The organism is Nocardia sp. NBC_00416, from assembly GCF_036032445.1.
Taxonomy (GTDB): Bacteria; Actinomycetota; Actinomycetes; order Mycobacteriales; family Mycobacteriaceae; genus Nocardia.
In genome coordinates this window covers 2,109,968-2,124,156 of sequence record NZ_CP107932.1, presented here as the reverse complement: position 1 = coordinate 2,124,156, position 14,189 = coordinate 2,109,968, and the positions used below count along the sequence as shown (strand labels likewise).

General features: G+C 68.3%; 15 protein-coding genes. 6 read left to right on the top strand and 9 right to left on the bottom strand.

Going from position 1 to position 14,189, the window contains the following annotated elements; genetic code table 11:
• Positions 1-62 precede the first annotated feature (62 nt).
• A complete protein-coding gene (locus OG804_RS08610; protein ID WP_328395677.1) occupies positions 63-662 on the top strand; it encodes a TetR/AcrR family transcriptional regulator in 600 nt (199 codons plus the stop codon).
• A 12-nt stretch (positions 663-674) separates the two neighbouring features.
• Here OG804_RS08610 and OG804_RS08605 read toward each other — a convergent pair whose 3' ends face one another.
• Positions 675-1,805 (bottom strand): NAD(P)-binding domain-containing protein, encoded by a 1,131-nt coding sequence (locus tag OG804_RS08605; RefSeq protein ID WP_328395675.1) that lies wholly within the window; start codon positions 1,803-1,805, stop codon positions 675-677.
• Positions 1,806-1,941: 136 nt separating this feature from the next.
• Entirely contained in the window at positions 1,942-2,685 is a 744-nt protein-coding gene (locus tag OG804_RS08600) for an NADPH-dependent F420 reductase (RefSeq protein WP_328395673.1), read from the bottom strand.
• A gap of 144 nt (positions 2,686-2,829) precedes the next feature.
• Here OG804_RS08600 and OG804_RS08595 point away from each other — a divergent pair, with 144 nt between their 5' ends.
• Positions 2,830-3,471 (top strand): TetR/AcrR family transcriptional regulator, encoded by a 642-nt coding sequence (locus tag OG804_RS08595; RefSeq protein ID WP_328395671.1) that lies wholly within the window; start codon positions 2,830-2,832, stop codon positions 3,469-3,471.
• On the opposite strand, the gene OG804_RS08590 is transcribed toward OG804_RS08595, so the two are convergent.
• The 4 genes from OG804_RS08590 to OG804_RS08575 form a co-directional block, all read right to left on the bottom strand.
• On the bottom strand, positions 3,450-3,725 hold the full coding sequence (locus OG804_RS08590; protein ID WP_328395669.1) for a hypothetical protein: 276 nt from the start codon (positions 3,723-3,725) through the stop codon (positions 3,450-3,452). The genes OG804_RS08595 and OG804_RS08590 overlap by 22 nt on opposite strands.
• Positions 3,722-4,210, bottom strand: a complete 489-nt coding sequence (locus OG804_RS08585; protein ID WP_328395667.1) for a hypothetical protein — start codon at positions 4,208-4,210, stop codon at positions 3,722-3,724. The genes OG804_RS08590 and OG804_RS08585 overlap by 4 nt, the downstream gene beginning before the upstream one ends.
• 190 nt (positions 4,211-4,400) lie before the next feature.
• Positions 4,401-5,999, bottom strand: a complete 1,599-nt coding sequence (locus OG804_RS08580; protein ID WP_328395665.1) for a sensor histidine kinase — start codon at positions 5,997-5,999, stop codon at positions 4,401-4,403.
• Positions 5,992-6,669 (bottom strand): response regulator transcription factor, encoded by a 678-nt coding sequence (locus OG804_RS08575; protein WP_328395663.1) that lies wholly within the window; start codon positions 6,667-6,669, stop codon positions 5,992-5,994. Before OG804_RS08575 ends, OG804_RS08580 begins: the two co-directional genes overlap by 8 nt.
• Before the next feature lie 120 nt (positions 6,670-6,789).
• On the opposite strand from OG804_RS08575, the gene OG804_RS08570 reads away from it, so the two are divergent.
• Positions 6,790-7,167, top strand: a complete 378-nt coding sequence (locus OG804_RS08570) for a PepSY domain-containing protein (protein ID WP_328395661.1) — start codon at positions 6,790-6,792, stop codon at positions 7,165-7,167.
• Between the two features lie 137 nt (positions 7,168-7,304).
• On the top strand, positions 7,305-8,054 hold the full coding sequence (locus tag OG804_RS08565) for a dienelactone hydrolase family protein (RefSeq protein WP_328395659.1): 750 nt from the start codon (positions 7,305-7,307) through the stop codon (positions 8,052-8,054).
• Positions 8,055-8,432: 378 nt separating this feature from the next.
• Here the strand turns inward: OG804_RS08565 and OG804_RS08560 are convergent, their stop codons facing one another.
• The 3 genes from OG804_RS08560 to OG804_RS08545 all read right to left on the bottom strand — a co-directional run bounded on the left by OG804_RS08560 (position 8,433) and on the right by OG804_RS08545 (position 12,207).
• Positions 8,433-8,618, bottom strand: a complete 186-nt coding sequence (locus OG804_RS08560) for a hypothetical protein (RefSeq protein WP_328395657.1) — start codon at positions 8,616-8,618, stop codon at positions 8,433-8,435.
• Between the two features lie 519 nt (positions 8,619-9,137).
• Complete coding sequence (locus OG804_RS32315; RefSeq protein WP_442941772.1) at positions 9,138-11,723, bottom strand: MFS transporter; 2,586 nt, start codon at positions 11,721-11,723, stop codon at positions 9,138-9,140.
• A complete protein-coding gene (locus tag OG804_RS08545) occupies positions 11,716-12,207 on the bottom strand; it encodes a MarR family winged helix-turn-helix transcriptional regulator (protein WP_328395655.1) in 492 nt (163 codons plus the stop codon). The genes OG804_RS32315 and OG804_RS08545 overlap by 8 nt, the downstream gene beginning before the upstream one ends.
• A 197-nt stretch (positions 12,208-12,404) precedes the next feature.
• On the opposite strand from OG804_RS08545, the gene OG804_RS08540 reads away from it, so the two are divergent.
• Complete coding sequence (locus tag OG804_RS08540; RefSeq protein WP_328398286.1) at positions 12,405-13,055, top strand: nitroreductase family protein; 651 nt, start codon at positions 12,405-12,407, stop codon at positions 13,053-13,055.
• Positions 13,056-13,227: 172 nt separating this feature from the next.
• Positions 13,228-14,052 carry an NADPH-dependent oxidoreductase gene (locus tag OG804_RS08535; RefSeq protein ID WP_328395653.1) on the top strand — a complete coding sequence of 275 codons (825 nt, stop codon included), beginning with the start codon at positions 13,228-13,230 and terminating at the stop codon, positions 14,050-14,052.
• The last annotated feature ends 137 nt before the right edge of the window (positions 14,053-14,189 follow it).

Here is a 14,189-nt window from a genome sequence, read left to right as displayed (position 1 = left end):
TTCGTATAGAAAATACGACCGATCGTTCGTATTGACAAGTCCGGAGTGTCAGAATGGTGGGTATGACAGAGGCGACAACGGACCAGCGGCTGGTCAAAGGCGCCCGGTCCCGAGCTGTGATCGCGCGCCATGCCGCCGATGTGGCATCGGTCGAAGGGCTCGCGGGCGTCAGTATCGGCAGGCTGGCCGGCGATCTGGGTATCAGCAAGAGCGGGATCGCCACCCTGTTCAAGACGAAGGAGGCGCTGCAACTGGCGGCGATCCGGGCCGGGCGCGAGGTGTTCGTCGAACAGATCATCACGCCCAGCCTGCGGGAGCCGCGTGGATCGGCCAGAGTGCGCGCCCTGATCGACCGGTGGCTCGCCTACATCACCGACCCGGTTTTCCCCGGCGGCTGTTTCCGTGCCACGGTGCTGGCCGAATTCGACAGCAGGCCGGGGCCGGTGCGCGATGCCGTCGCCGGCGACCACGACGACTGGATGGAATTCCTGGCCGCCGAGATACGCAAGGCCCAGGAGATGGGTGAGCTGGCCGAACGCGACGCCGAGGCGCTGGCCTTCGAGATCGACGCGATCGTCGGCGCCGCGAATATCGCCCGGCAGCTCGGCGACGAGGCGCGGGTCGCGACCGCGCGACAGATCGTGGACCGGCTGCTGGAGTGAGTGCCGACCCGCTCAATCCTGATCCAGGCCGAGGTGATCCGTGAGTTCGGCCGCCGCCGCGCGGCCGGCGCGATTCGCGCCGACGGTGCTCGCCGAGGGCCCGTAGCCGATCAGGTGGATACGTGGATCCGCCGCGACCCGAGTCGCCAGGCGGCCGGTCATGGTGATGCCACCGCCGGGGCCGCGCAGCCGCAGCGGCGCCAGATGGTCGAGGGCGCTGCGGAATCCGGTGGCCCACAGGATCACCTGCGCGGGTTGGAAGCTGCCGTCGGCCCAGCGCACGCCGTCGGGTTCGATGTGGTCGAACATGGGGCGCCGGCGCAGGGCGCCGCGGTCGAGGGCCGCTCGGACGCGGTCATCGAGCGGAAGTCCGGTTACCGACACGACCGAACCGGGTGGCAGTCCGCGGCGCACCCGATCCTCCACGACCGCCACGGCGCGGCGTCCCGCGTCGGCGTCGAATGCCGTATCCCGGAACGCGGGTTCGGACCGGGTGACCCAGGTGGTGGCAGTGACCCGGGATATCTCGTCGAGCAACTGGACCGCCGAGATACCGCCCCCGACCACCACTACGTGCTGTCCGGTGAAATCCTGCGGACGGCGATAGTCGCGGGTGTGCAGTTGGCGGCCGGCGAAGGCCTGCGCGCCGCGGTAGTGCGGGATGAAGGGGTGCTCCCAGGTGCCGGTGCCGTTGATCAGACCCCGCACCCGCAGGGTTCCCGCCCGGTCGGTTTCCGCGTGCAGCAGTCCGTCGCGTTCGGACCGGTCACAGACCACTCGCACGCTGACCGGCCGGCGCACCCGCAGCTCGAAATGCTCTTCGTAGCGCCGGTAGTAGTGCGGGACCGCCGTCGCGGCGGCTACTCCGGCGTCAGCGGCTCCGGACGCGGCGGTCGGGAGATTCTCCTCGAACGACATACCGGGAAGATCGTGCACCCGGTTCACGGTGCTCAGCGTCAGTGACGGCCAGCGGAACTGCCAGGCGCCGCCGGGGCCGGGGGAGTGGTCGACGATGAGAAAGTCCCGCCCGGGCACGAGGCCGTGCCGCCGCAGGTGATAGCCCGCCGACAATCCGGACTGCCCGGCGCCGATCACCAGTATCGGGAAATCCGGTTGTGCCGGTTCCGCTGCCTCGGGCGCCATGAACGCCGATGCTAATCCGAGCCGGGCCCGCGTCCGATCCCGCCTACGTCCCGGGTCGGCCCTCGGTCCGTTGTTCGGTGGGCGAGTGGTCGACGGGGATCTCGTGATCCGGCGGCGCCGCGAGCGATAGTCGCCGCTATGCGGGGAATCGTCCGCCGGCGACGCCGCGGACGGCCGTGCTGGTCAATTCTTCGATCCGGCGGCGGGCCACCGCGGTTCCCGGGGTCTGCATGAACCAGTGGAAGGCCGCTTCGGGACCGAGGTCCGTCGGCGGCTGCTCGGGAAAGTACGGCTGCACGTAGACCGGGGTGCCGGGTTCGCTACGCCAGCTGTCGGCGAGCGTGCCGATATCCACTGTGTCGTAGCCGAGGGTGCTCAGCAGTCGCGCCACCTCGGAACGGGCGGACGCGTCGTCTCCCGCGAGGGGGAGCGCGCTGCGATCGGCTGCACCGGTCGGCCGGGCCAGGGTCTGCAACCGGCGGAAATCGATGTTGTTGCACACCTTGACGACACGGGATCCGGCGAGATGTCCCTGCACCATCGAACTGGAGGTCAGCTCGTTCGAGTCCAGGAGCGGGATGCGGTCGTCTCGCTGTGGGTAGTAGTTCATGGTGTCGATCACGATCTTGCCGGTCAACGCGTCGACGGGAAGCTGCTCGTAGGCGTGGAGTGGAATCGTGGCCACGACCAGATCGCCGGCTCGCGCCGCCTCCGACGGTGTGGCCGCCCGGGCGTTCGGCCCGAGTTCGGTCACGAGGTCGGCGAGGGTCTCCGGGCCGCGGGAGTTGCTGAGGACGACGTCCAGCCCGGCCGCGACGGCGAGGCGGGCCAGGGCGCCGCCGATCATGCCGCTTCCGATGAGTCCGAGGGTGCTGACCATGTGCGTTCGCTCCATCTCAGGGGTGATCCGGCCGCGCGGCGGCTGCTGCGCGGCGGCCGGACGAGTCCGACGTGACCGGAACAATATCCTACATCTGTAGGTTTACCTACAGATGTAGGATTGGTGATGTGCTGAGATGGTGGAATGACTCGAGGGAGTAATCCGGCCGGCGATCGCCGGGTGCGTCGCACCCGATCCGCGCTGCAACGCGCGGTGATCGAACTGGTGGAGGAGCGGGATCTGTCCCGGATCGGCGTGGCCGATGTCGCCGAGCGCGCCGGCGTGAGCCGCTCCACCTTCTACGACCACTACACCGATGTGCACGAACTGGCCGAATCCGCCTGCACCTCGACGATCGACGATCTGATCGAATCCCTGTCCGGGCTGATGGACGACGGGCAAGCGGAACCCGAGTGCTCGACTCGCCCGCTGGAGGCGTTCTTCACCGAATTGGCCGAGCACGCGGGCCTCTACCGGAGCCTGCTGGGGCCCGAGGGCAGCGCCCGCGTCATCGACCATGTGCGCTGTCGCGCGACGGCGGCCGTCCGCGGCGGTATGCTGCGCGGCGTCGCGAACGAGCATGTCGATGTGGACAGCGAAACGTCAGGTGCGGCCGATGTCTCGGCGGCGTTCACCGCGGGCGCGTTGATCTCCGTCGCCACCGACTGGCTACACGGGGGTTGCGCGCGTTCGCCCGCGGAGATGGCCACCCTGACCGGACCGCTGGTGGCCGCCTGCGGCCACGGCGCGGATCCGGCAGGGCGTCAGTTCACCACCACCAGATAACGGTCCCAGATCAGGGCCTTTCGATAGGGGCCGTCACCGTCGTAGTCGAATTGCGATTCGTCGAACTGGACCCAGTACTCCAGCTCGCCGGGCCGGGCACTGGAATTGGTGACCGGTCGCGGCGGGTCCACCGAATAGTCGACCGTCCCGTAGAACTCGTCCCGCCACGGACCTTCCCATTCGGCGTCGTGCACAACCTTGACCCGGGTCCCCGGCGTGAGTGCGCCGACCGGCGATTCGCTGCCCGTACTCATGTCTTGATCTGCTCCGTTCGATCCTTGAACTTGTAATCCGCGGCCTCACGGGTGGCCGGGTTGTACACGTAATGGATCTCGGTGTCGTCCACCGTCTGGCTCATCTTGACCCATCCGTCGGTCGCCGGCCAGCGAGGGTCTCGCAGAGTGACGTTGCGGAGTACCTCACCGTATTCCGGGTAGTCCTGGACCCAGCCCATGGCGGCTTTCTCTTTGTGGCTGCCGGGCGTGGTCCGCCCCGTGGGTTCCTTGAAACGGATTTCGTCGTCGCGCTTGACGTGGCGAATATTTCGATCGACGGCGATGTAGGTCTTGTCGCCGATCTTCACCCTGAAGGTACGGTCGAGGGTCGAGAAGGTGCCGTCGGCGTCACGCAGCGACCGACTCGCGCTGTTCAGCCTCCGGTGGGTGAAGGAACTGATCTTTCTGGTCAGGTCGTCGAGCTGCTTGACGGTCAGGACTATCGCGCCGATCGGTGTGCTCACACGGTGCTCGCTTTGCCCGGCAGGGGGATGGCATCCCGGTGTTCGGTTCGGCGAATACACCAGCCCCCGGCATCGTCGCAGTGAATTCTGGCTGGTGCTACTCCCCGGAAACGAAGATATAACGCCGACGATCCCTGCGCACGCCTATCCGCGGGACTTTGTGAACCTCACCGGTTGGCCTCCGGGAATTCTATTGCGATACAGGGAATTCGACGACGAACCGGGCGCCGCCGCCGGAGCCGGTCTCGACCCGGATCGCACCGCCGTGCCGCTCGATCACATCGCGGACGATGGCCAGGCCCAGGCCGGCGCCGCCCTCGTCGCGGCTGCGGGCATCGTCGAGTCGGACGAATCTCTGGAATATCCGTTCCCGGTCGGCCGCGGGTACCCCGGGACCGTCGTCGTCGACGACGAGGGTCGCGGTGCCGTTGCGCTGTTCGAGGCTCACGCGCACCTCCGTCGCCGCATGTCGCTGGGCGTTGTCGACGAGATTGCCCAGGACACGGGCGATCTGAGTCCGGCTGCCGGTGAGCACGACCGGTTCGTCCGGCAGGACGGAATCGACCCGGAGACGGTCGCCGACCCGGTGGTCCAGCTCGTCCCCGATCAGGGCCGCCAACTCCACTCGGTCGGCCCGGGGCTGTTCGCCCGCGTCGAGCCGTGCCAGGAGCAGCAGATCGGCGGCAAGATGTTCCAGCCGCACGGTGTCGCCGAGCAGGCCGTCCAATTCGAGCAGCCCCGGATGCGCCTGGGCCACCTCGAGTTGAGTGCGCAGGCTGGCGATGGGGCTGCGCAGTTCGTGCGCGGCGTCGGCGATGAAGCGGCGCTGTCGCTCCGAGGAGCGCTCGAGTGCCGCGAGGGTGTCGTTCGTGGTGGCGGCCAATCGAGCGATCTCGTCGCGGGCGGCGGGTTCGGGGACGCGCCGTGACAGATCACCGTGCATGATCTCGGCGAGTTCGGCCCGGATGGACTCCACCGGACGCAGCGCCCATCTGGTGACCAGCCAGGTCACCGCCGCCACGACCGCGAGCAATAAGGGCAGGCCGATCAGCATGGCACGGCGCACATCGGTCACCGCGCTGTCGGCGGTATCCAGGGACGCCCCCGCGTAGATCGTCACCTGTTGTCCGTCCCGCGTGGTGGCCGCGAGTGCGGCGATACGGTAACCGGCGGGGTCGGCGTCGCCGACGGTCAACAGGGTCTGGCCGAACACCGGATCGGTGGTGGTGGGTGTGCTGTCGGCGGGACCGGTGCGCACGCCGCCGGCGCTCACCGCACCGGCGTCGCCCTCCGTGCCGCCGCCTGCCCCGAGCGCCCCGGCGGCACCGTCCGAATCGTCCTCGTCGTCGTCCTCTGCCTCGTCCTCTGTCTCGTCGTCGTCTTCGTCCTGGTCGTCCGCACCGGTGTCCTCATTCTCTGCCTCGTCGGCGTCGCCACCGTCCCCCGCCGCCGAATACGGCCCGAAATCGGCCATCGGAGGACGCCCGCGCAGATCCTCGTCGGCCGCGAGCACGCGGCCGTCCGCCGAAACAACCTGAACCGGTTCGTCTTCGGGGTCCGGCAGCCGCAGCTGAGCGAGTTCGGTCCCGGCCTCGAGCTGGGCGGAGATGTCACGGGCGGTGTTACCGGCCTGCAGATCCGCGCTCTCGACGAGATTGTCACGCAGCGCCGCGAGCACGATCAGCCCGGCGGCCGTCAGCGCCACCGCGACGACCGCCGTCGCCGCGGTGGTGGTGCGCGCCCGGACCGAACTCCACCGCGCTCGTCCGCGCCGCGCACGCTCAACCACGTTCGGCCGCCAGCCGGTACCCCGCCCCGCGGACGGTCAGGATGGTCCGGCAGCCGAAGGGCGCATCGATCTTGCGGCGCAGCGTGCTGATGTACACCTCGACGATATTGGGGTCGCCGTCGTAGGCGAAGTCCCAGACATGCTGCAGGATATCGGCTTTGGAGACCACCTCACCCGCTCGCACGGCCAGGTGCTCCAGTACCGCGAACTCCTTGGCGGTGAGCGATACCTCCCTGTCGCCGCGACGGCAGGTGCGCGTGCCCGGATCGACGGTCAGGTCGCCGATCCGCAGTACCTTCGCCCCGCCGCGGGTCCGGCGGCGCAGCAGGGCGCGGATCCGGGCCACCAGCACCACATACGAGAACGGCTTGCTGAGATAGTCGTCGGCGCCCGTGTCCAGTCCCTCGGCCTCGTCGTATTCGCCGTCCTTGGCCGTGAGCATCAGGACGGGAGTCTCGTGGCCCGCGGCCCGCAGTGTGGCGCACACCCGGTAGCCGTTCATACCGGGCAGCATGATGTCGAGGATGATCAGGTCGTAGTCGGCGGTGGTCGCCCGGTGCAGCCCTTCGGTCCCGTCGTGCACGACGTCCACCGCGAAACCCTCGGCGGACAATCCTTTTGCCAGGGCGAGGGCCAGACGTTTCTCGTCCTCCACGATCAGCAGACGCATCCCCCCAGGGTGTCAGATGGTTGCTGAAATCTTCTTCAGGTGGCTTCAGGTCACCTTCAGCCTCGACTTGCCACAGTGGTGATCACATTCGGGACGAAAACCCACACAGGAGGTTTCACCATGGCAAGCGTCTTTCGCCACGCGGTCGCCGGTCTTCGCTGGATTCTCATCGGCGCCGTGGTCGCGGCCGTGGTCGTCGGGGCCAGTATCGGTGTCGCGTCGGTAACTCTCGGTCACGATCGGTCCGGCGATTCGGTCTCCCTCGGCAGTCCGGAACCGCAGTGGGCGTTGGTCGCCGATCCCACGATCGAACGGCAGCAGGCCATGGATGCGGCGGCGGCCGCGGTGCCGGACAGCCGCGCGGTCTCGGCCGAGTTCGATACCGAGCACCGCCGGGCGGTCTGGGAGGTCGAGGTCGTGACCTCGGCCGGTGTGGAGTACGACGTGACGATCGACGCGGATACCGGCGAGGTCGTCGGTGCCATCGATCGCGATTGATCGGTGGGATCGCCTGTCCCGAGCGACGGGTTCGTGCGCCGGTGGCCGCCGTCCGATCGGACGGCGGCCACCGGCGTCGGCACGCGCGATCGGTCGTCTCGTATCGGACGGGCGAACAGCGCTCGGCACTAGACTCGGTGCCGCTGTTGTCCGCGACGGTCCGGATAGAACAGAAGGTGACGCTGATGCCGGTGATCGAGTTGTCCGCGCCCGACGGCGCCATTGCCGCCGTCCGGGAGGCGCCCGAGGGCGCCGGACCGTGGCCCGGCGTGGTCCTGTTGCACGACGCGGTCGGTCTGACCGCCGACCTCCGCCGTAACGCCCGCATGATCGCCGATAACGGGTACCTGGTGATCGCCCCCGATCTGTTCGCCCGCGGTCCCCGCTGCGTGCCCGGGGTATTCCGCGACCTGCTGTTCACCGGCGACGGAAAGGCCGTGCGCGATATCCTCGCCGCGCTGCAGCGGATACGCGACGACTCGTCGTGTACGGGCCGGGTCGCGGTGGCCGGTTTTTGTATGGGCGGTGGTTTCGCGTTGCTGACCGCGCCCCGTGGTTTCGACGCCGCCGCCCCGTTCTATCCGACCGGCCGGGGTAAGTACGCGCAGATGTTGCGGGGCAGCTGCCCGATCGTCGCGAGCTACGGGCGGCTGGACCCGATCAATATCGGGCGCGGGGACCGGTTGGCGCGGGTGCTGGATGATTCCGGGGTGGCGCACGATGTGAAGACCTATCCGGGTGTCACCCATGGGTTCGCCAATGAGCTGCCGGTCGATCCGGTGCTTCGGGTGGCCGGCCTCGGTTACGACGCGGACGCCGCCGATGATGCGTGGCGCCGGGTCTTCGCGTTCTTCGGTCAGCACCTGAAAACCTCGTTGCCGCAATAACTGTCACGGTCGCGACCGCCTTCAGCTGTTCCCGTAGAAGGGAAGAGTCCGAAGAGTTGAACCGTTGGGCATCGTGCCGTTGAATAACGGCATAATCGCCGTGGCCTCCCGAACCCTTGTTCGGGCGAACCGGTTCGGTGCGACGGAAGCAGGTTTGAGATGTCCGATTACTTCATCGGTCTCATGCTGATGATGCTCGGCATGATGATGATGTTCTAGCGGGGTTCATCGGCGCAGGATAAAGCGGCCCCGGTCGGACGGCCGGGTTGCCGCACCGCGCACGAATCGGGATGAGCAGGTCGCGAACAGCGCGACCCACTCATCCCGGCACACGCTCCTCAGGAGCAACGTGCGCGCTTCCAATCGGGTCGATGGGTCTCAGAAGCAGATCGAGGCGCTGCCGAGCGGGAGGCAGATCACGACCGAGCCCTCGATGGGGTCGGCGGCTGCGGAAGCCGGCGCCGGCGTGGGCGTCGACGCGGCCGAGGCAAGGGGAGCTGCGACGGCACCCAGGGACAGAGCGATAACAGTCGCGGCGAAGATTTTGGTGATTCTGGCTGACATTTCGCATCCTTCGTTAGGGATGGAGCACAGGCACCATTCCGGCACCAGCTATAGTTTTCGCCGGTCAGCGGGTCGGCACCAGACAACGAACGGTCAATTTCCGGCTGCTCGGTCACGGTCGGATCACCGATTACCGGAAAGTCGGTCGCGCCGCGGTCGCGGCGGAGCGGGCCGGATGCCGCCCGTGCCGCGCGGAGGCGTTTCGTGGCCGGGATATTCGTATCCGAATCGAGGCTCGCCGGATCGGGTTTGCTACCACGGGGGCGGCGTCCGTCGCGAAGAACCGAGTGACCCGGCCCGGTTCCGGGCTCTGCCGACTGCCCATCGCGTACCCGGGTCACAGCTCGATCACCATCCCGACTCCATTGCGTAAGGCGAATCCCGGTCGGCGCGCGGCAGATCGACCGAGTTCCGGTCGCGAGGTCGGTCAGAGACGGCGCGCGTCCGGCACGGGGGTCGCGAACGCGAAGACGGCCGGACGAGAGTCGTCCGGCCGTCTTCCCGAGGCATCGAATCAGATCACGCGGGCCCGTCCGTTCCGTACCCGAGTTCCACGTCGTGGCCGACCTCTTCACCGGACACGCTGACCTGCCCGGTCACCGGCGGGTAGCCGCGGGCGACGATCGTGTACTGCCCTTCGGGCAGATCGGGCACGGTGTACCGGCCGTCGGCGTCGGTGCGCGCCGTGGCCGCCACATCGCCGGCGGCGTCGAGCACCGTGATCTGGATGTCCTGCACGGTCCGTCCGTCCTCGGCCCGGGCCGAACCTGTCAGGACGGCCATGGGCGCCAGGTCGATATCGTGGTCCAGCCGGCCGCTTTCGGGCACGGTGAGCGCCGTGGCGCTCGGGCGCATGTGCTCGGCCACGGCCACCAGGGTGTAAGTCCCCGGGACCACGCCGTGGCAGAGGTACGCGCCGTCGCGCGCCGATTCGGCCGCCGCCACCACTTCACCGTGCTGGTCGGTGACGGTGACGGTCGCGCCGGCGAGCGGCTCGCCGCTGCGGCCCGACCGGACCACGCCCGACAACTCACCGAGTCCGGACAGGGTGAGACCCAGCCGCTGCGGTTGCGGAGCGTGGGCGACATTGATCGCCGTCGGCCGATGTCCGGGCGCCGAGACGATCAGGACGTAGCTGCCCGGGCCCGGTGCGCTGATGGCGTAACCGCCGTCGGTGGATCCCGTGGCCCGCGCGACCTGATGGCCCCGCTGGTCGATGAGCGTGAGCGCCGCACCTGATACCGGGTGACCGTCCTCGCGGCTGATGTGGCCGTGGAACGCGCCGTCCCCGAGCTCGGTCTCGGTGTAACGGGCGACCGGCAGTGCGGTCTTCGCGGTAGTGGTCGCGCCGTAGACGCCGTGGCCGTTCTGTCCCACCGATGCGGTCGCGGTCATCGCACCGACGGGGACCGGCGCCGACTCGGGGAGCCGATCGGGGGAATCGTCGGACGCATGGTGGCGGCCGACCGGCTCGGGGACGGCGGGCGTGCGGTCGAGGTCCGCGAGATCGTCGGGCACGAGGTCTTTCGTGTCCATATCGGTCGCTGTCGCGGGATCGACCGTCGGTTCGATATCGATCGTGCGGCGCAGCGGACGGTTCGGCAGCAGCGCCGCGGCGACGAGGGCGACCACGGTCGTGATCGCGGCGATCAGGAAGATCCGTCCGGTGGCGTCTCCGTAGGAGAAGCGCACGATCTCGGCGATCGGTGCGGGCAGTGACTTCAGATCGAGATTGCCGCTCCCCGACGAGGAGGTGTTGATCCCGAGTTCGGCGAACCGCGCCGTGGACAGTTCGCTGACCCGGGTCGCGAGGACCGAGCCCAGCACCGAGACTCCGATGGCGCCGCCGAAGGTGCGGAAGAAGGCGACGCTGCTGGAGGCGGCGCCGATGTTCTGCACGCTCACGGTGTTCTGGACCGCCAGCACCAGGTTCTGCATCATCATGCCGACACCCGCGCCGGTCACCGCGATGAAGCAGCCGATCAGCCAGATATTGGTGGCGTGATCGACGGTGGACAGCAGGCTGAATCCGATCACCAGCAGCGCCGCGCCGGTGACCACGAACCGCTTCCATTTGCCGAAGCGGGTGATCAGCGCGCCGGAGGTCACCGAGGCGACGAGCATGCCGGCCACCATCGGCGACGACAGCAGGCCCGCCGCGGTCGGCGAATAGCCGCGCGCGGTCTGCAGGTACTGGCCGAGGAAGGTGGTGGCGCCGAACATGCCCACGCCGACGGCGATCGAGGCGATGATGGCCAGGGCGGTGGTGCGTTCGGTGACGATCTTCAGCGGGATGATCGGCGACTTGACTCGCGATTCGACGAACACGGTCGCCGCCAGCAGCAGGACGCCGCCGCCGACGTAGAGCGCGGACTCCGTCGACCACCACTTGTAGTACCCGGCTTTTCCGGCGAACGAGACCCAGATGAGCAGCACGGACACACCGGCGGTGAGCAGCAGGGCGCCGACCCAGTCGATGGACACGTCGTCCTTGCGGACGGTGGGCAGCCGCAGGGTGCGCTGCAGCAGCAGCAGGGCGATCACGGCGAGTGGAATGCAGATGAAGAAGCACCAGCGCCAGCCGAGTGTGCTGTCGACGATGACGCCGCCGAGGATCGGTCCGCCGGTCATGGACACGGCCATGACCGCACCCATATAGCCGGAGTAGCGGCCGCGCTCACGCGGCGGAATGATGCTTCCGATGATCGCGACGACCAGCGCGGTCAGCCCGCCCATCCCGACACCCTGCAGTGCGCGCGCGGCGAGCAGCAACCCGACATTGTGGGCGAAACCGGCGATCACCGAGCCGACGACGAAGATGACGATGGCGATCTGCACCAGTGTCTTCTTGTTGAACAGGTCGGCGAGTTTGCCCCAGATGGGCGTGGACGCCGCGTTGGTGAGCAGAGCCGTCGTGATCACCCAGGCGTAGGCCGTCTGAGAAGCGTGTAGGTCGCCGATGATCGTCGGTAGTGCGTTGGCGACGATCGTGGTGCTGAGCAGCGCGGTGAACAGCGCGGCCAGCAGTCCGGTCATCGCTTCGAGGATTTCGCGATGGCTCATGGCGAGCGGATCGCGAGAGGCTTGCGCCTCGGTGTCAGACATCGGCTCTCACTTTCGAAACCTGCGGGTTGTCGTCCGCCGTGCCACAGCGGTCCCGGGCATTGAGGGAATTCCGGAGCCGGCGTACGACCTGGTACGCCTGCTCCACGTCGTCCTCGGTCCAGTCGCCGAGGGTTTCCTGCAGGTGCTCGGTGTGGAACGCCCGGACACGGTGCAGGAGGTCCTGGCCCTCAGGGGTGAGCTGGACCAGGGTCGCGCGGCCGTCGCTGGGGTCGGCCTGTCGGCTGATGTGCCCGCTGGCGACGAGTTCGGTGATGTGTCGGCTCATCGCCGACGGGGTGATGCGCAGGCCGGCCGCGACGTCGACCTGACGGCAGGGGCCTGCCGTTTCGAGGGTGGACAGTACGCCGAGTCCGCCCGGCAGGAGCTGGCCCGCGTCGGAGTGGGCCAGCGTGCTCCGGAGAGCACGGCTGATGAGGAACAGTTCACCGAGGAGGTTCTCTGTGGTATCCGATGAGACTGGCACGGCGACTCCAAACGGTGATTAGTTCTCTTCGCTAACTAAAAGTAGATCAGTTGCTTGCGGTAATCAACTAAAGCTGGTGTGACGCTGCTCCAGGTCGGAGGGGGCAGGGTCGGGCGCTGTGTCTCCGTTTAGCCTGGAACGGGTCCGGGTCGCCGGTCGAGGCGTCCCCACGATCGACGGAAAGGGCAATTGTGCCGATAGAGCTGGAGCTGTCGCCGGACGAACTGCTGTCCACCACGCGGGCGGTGCGCAAGCGTCTCGATCTCGACCGGGAGGTACCCCTGGAGATCGTCCGTGAATGCCTCGAACTGGCGATCCAGGCGCCGAGCGGTTCGAATCAGCAGGGCTGGCACTGGGTCGTGGTCACCGACGCCGAGAAGCGGCGCGCCCTGGGTGAGCTGTACCGACAGGCGTTCGAGTTGTACGCGGCCTCGAAATACTTTCCCGGGAACCAGCCCGGCACGGACGGCGAGGCGGATAGCACCCGGCTGCGGATCGCCGGTTCAGCGACCTATCTGGCCGAGCGAATGGGTGACGTCCCGGTGCTGCTCGTGCCGTGCCTCGAGGGCCGGGTCGACAACGCGCCGAGTGCCCAGAGCGCTTCCTATTGGTCGTCGCTGTTCCCGGCGGTCTGGAGTTTCTGTCTGGCGGCCCGCTCGCGCGGCCTCGGCACAGCGTGGACCACGCTGCATCTGCGGTATGAGCGCGAGGCGGCCGATATCCTCGGCATTCCCTACGACACGGTGTCCCAGGGTGCGCTGCTGCCGGTCGCATATACGAAGGGCACCAGCTTCCGACCCGCACCGCGCAAAGACCTCGATCAGATCTTGCACGTCGGCAGTTGGTAGACCGGTCGCATCGCGGCGATTCCGCACCGGCAGGCCGACGATGGTTCCACCTCGCTCGAGCGGGTCGGGCCGGCCTACACCGACACCCTCGTCGACGTCGGTGCTCCCGGATGTTCTGCTCGAGCTGCGGGCAATTGCTGACCGCATCGGCCGGCCCGGAGACGATGGCATCATGACCCAGATTGCACCGTCCCCGGAGCAGGTGGTGGCCGAGCGCTACCGCGACCCCGCACCGACCGCCCCGGCCGAATGGAATCCGGTGCTGCAGATTCTGCACGAGCATCGGTCGGTCCGTCGCTACCTGCCCGACCCGCTGCCCGACGGTGTGCTGGAGCTGCTGGTCTCGGCGGCCCAGTCCGCCCCCACCTCGTCCAATCTGCAGGTGTGGAGCGTTGTCGCGGTGCGTGACCCGCAGCGCAAGGCGCGGCTGGCCGCCCTGGCCGGTGACCAGGAACAGATCCGGCAGGCCCCGCTGCTGCTGGTATGGACCGCCGACCTCGCCCGGGTGCGCGGCCTGGCCGCCGATCGTGGCGCACCGCTGGACGGCGCGGACTACCTGGAATCGAGTTATGTCGCGTTCCTGGACGCGGCACTGGCCGCGCAGAACGCGGTGGTGGCGGCCGAGTCGCTGGGTCTGGGCACCGTCTACATCGGCGCGATCCGGAACAATCCCGAACAGGTGGCCGCGGAACTGGCGCTGCCCGCCGGTGTGTTCGCCGTGGTCGGCCTGGTGGTAGGCCGTCCGGACCCGGCGGAGAATGCCCGGGTGAAGCCGCGACTGCCCCGGGCCGCGGTGCTGCACGAGGAGTCCTACGGTACCGATCAGCGGGCGCATCTGGACGCCTACGAGGAGCGCATCGCGCAGTTCTACGCCGAACAGGATCTCGCGCACTCCTGGTCCGACCGCGTGCTGGCCCGCCTCGCTTCCGCGGCGTCGCTGAAGGGACGCGATCGTCTCCGTGAATCGCTTGCCGCGCAGGGGTTCCCGTTGCGTTGAGTGATCGGCTCGGTGACCGGATTTCGCCTCGCCGCGGACTGCGCGATCGGCGGATCCGGCCCCACGAGGTCGCGCCCGAGCGTTCCCACCGGACCGCACCCGCGTGTCGTTCCGTGATCGCGGCTCCCGATGCGACG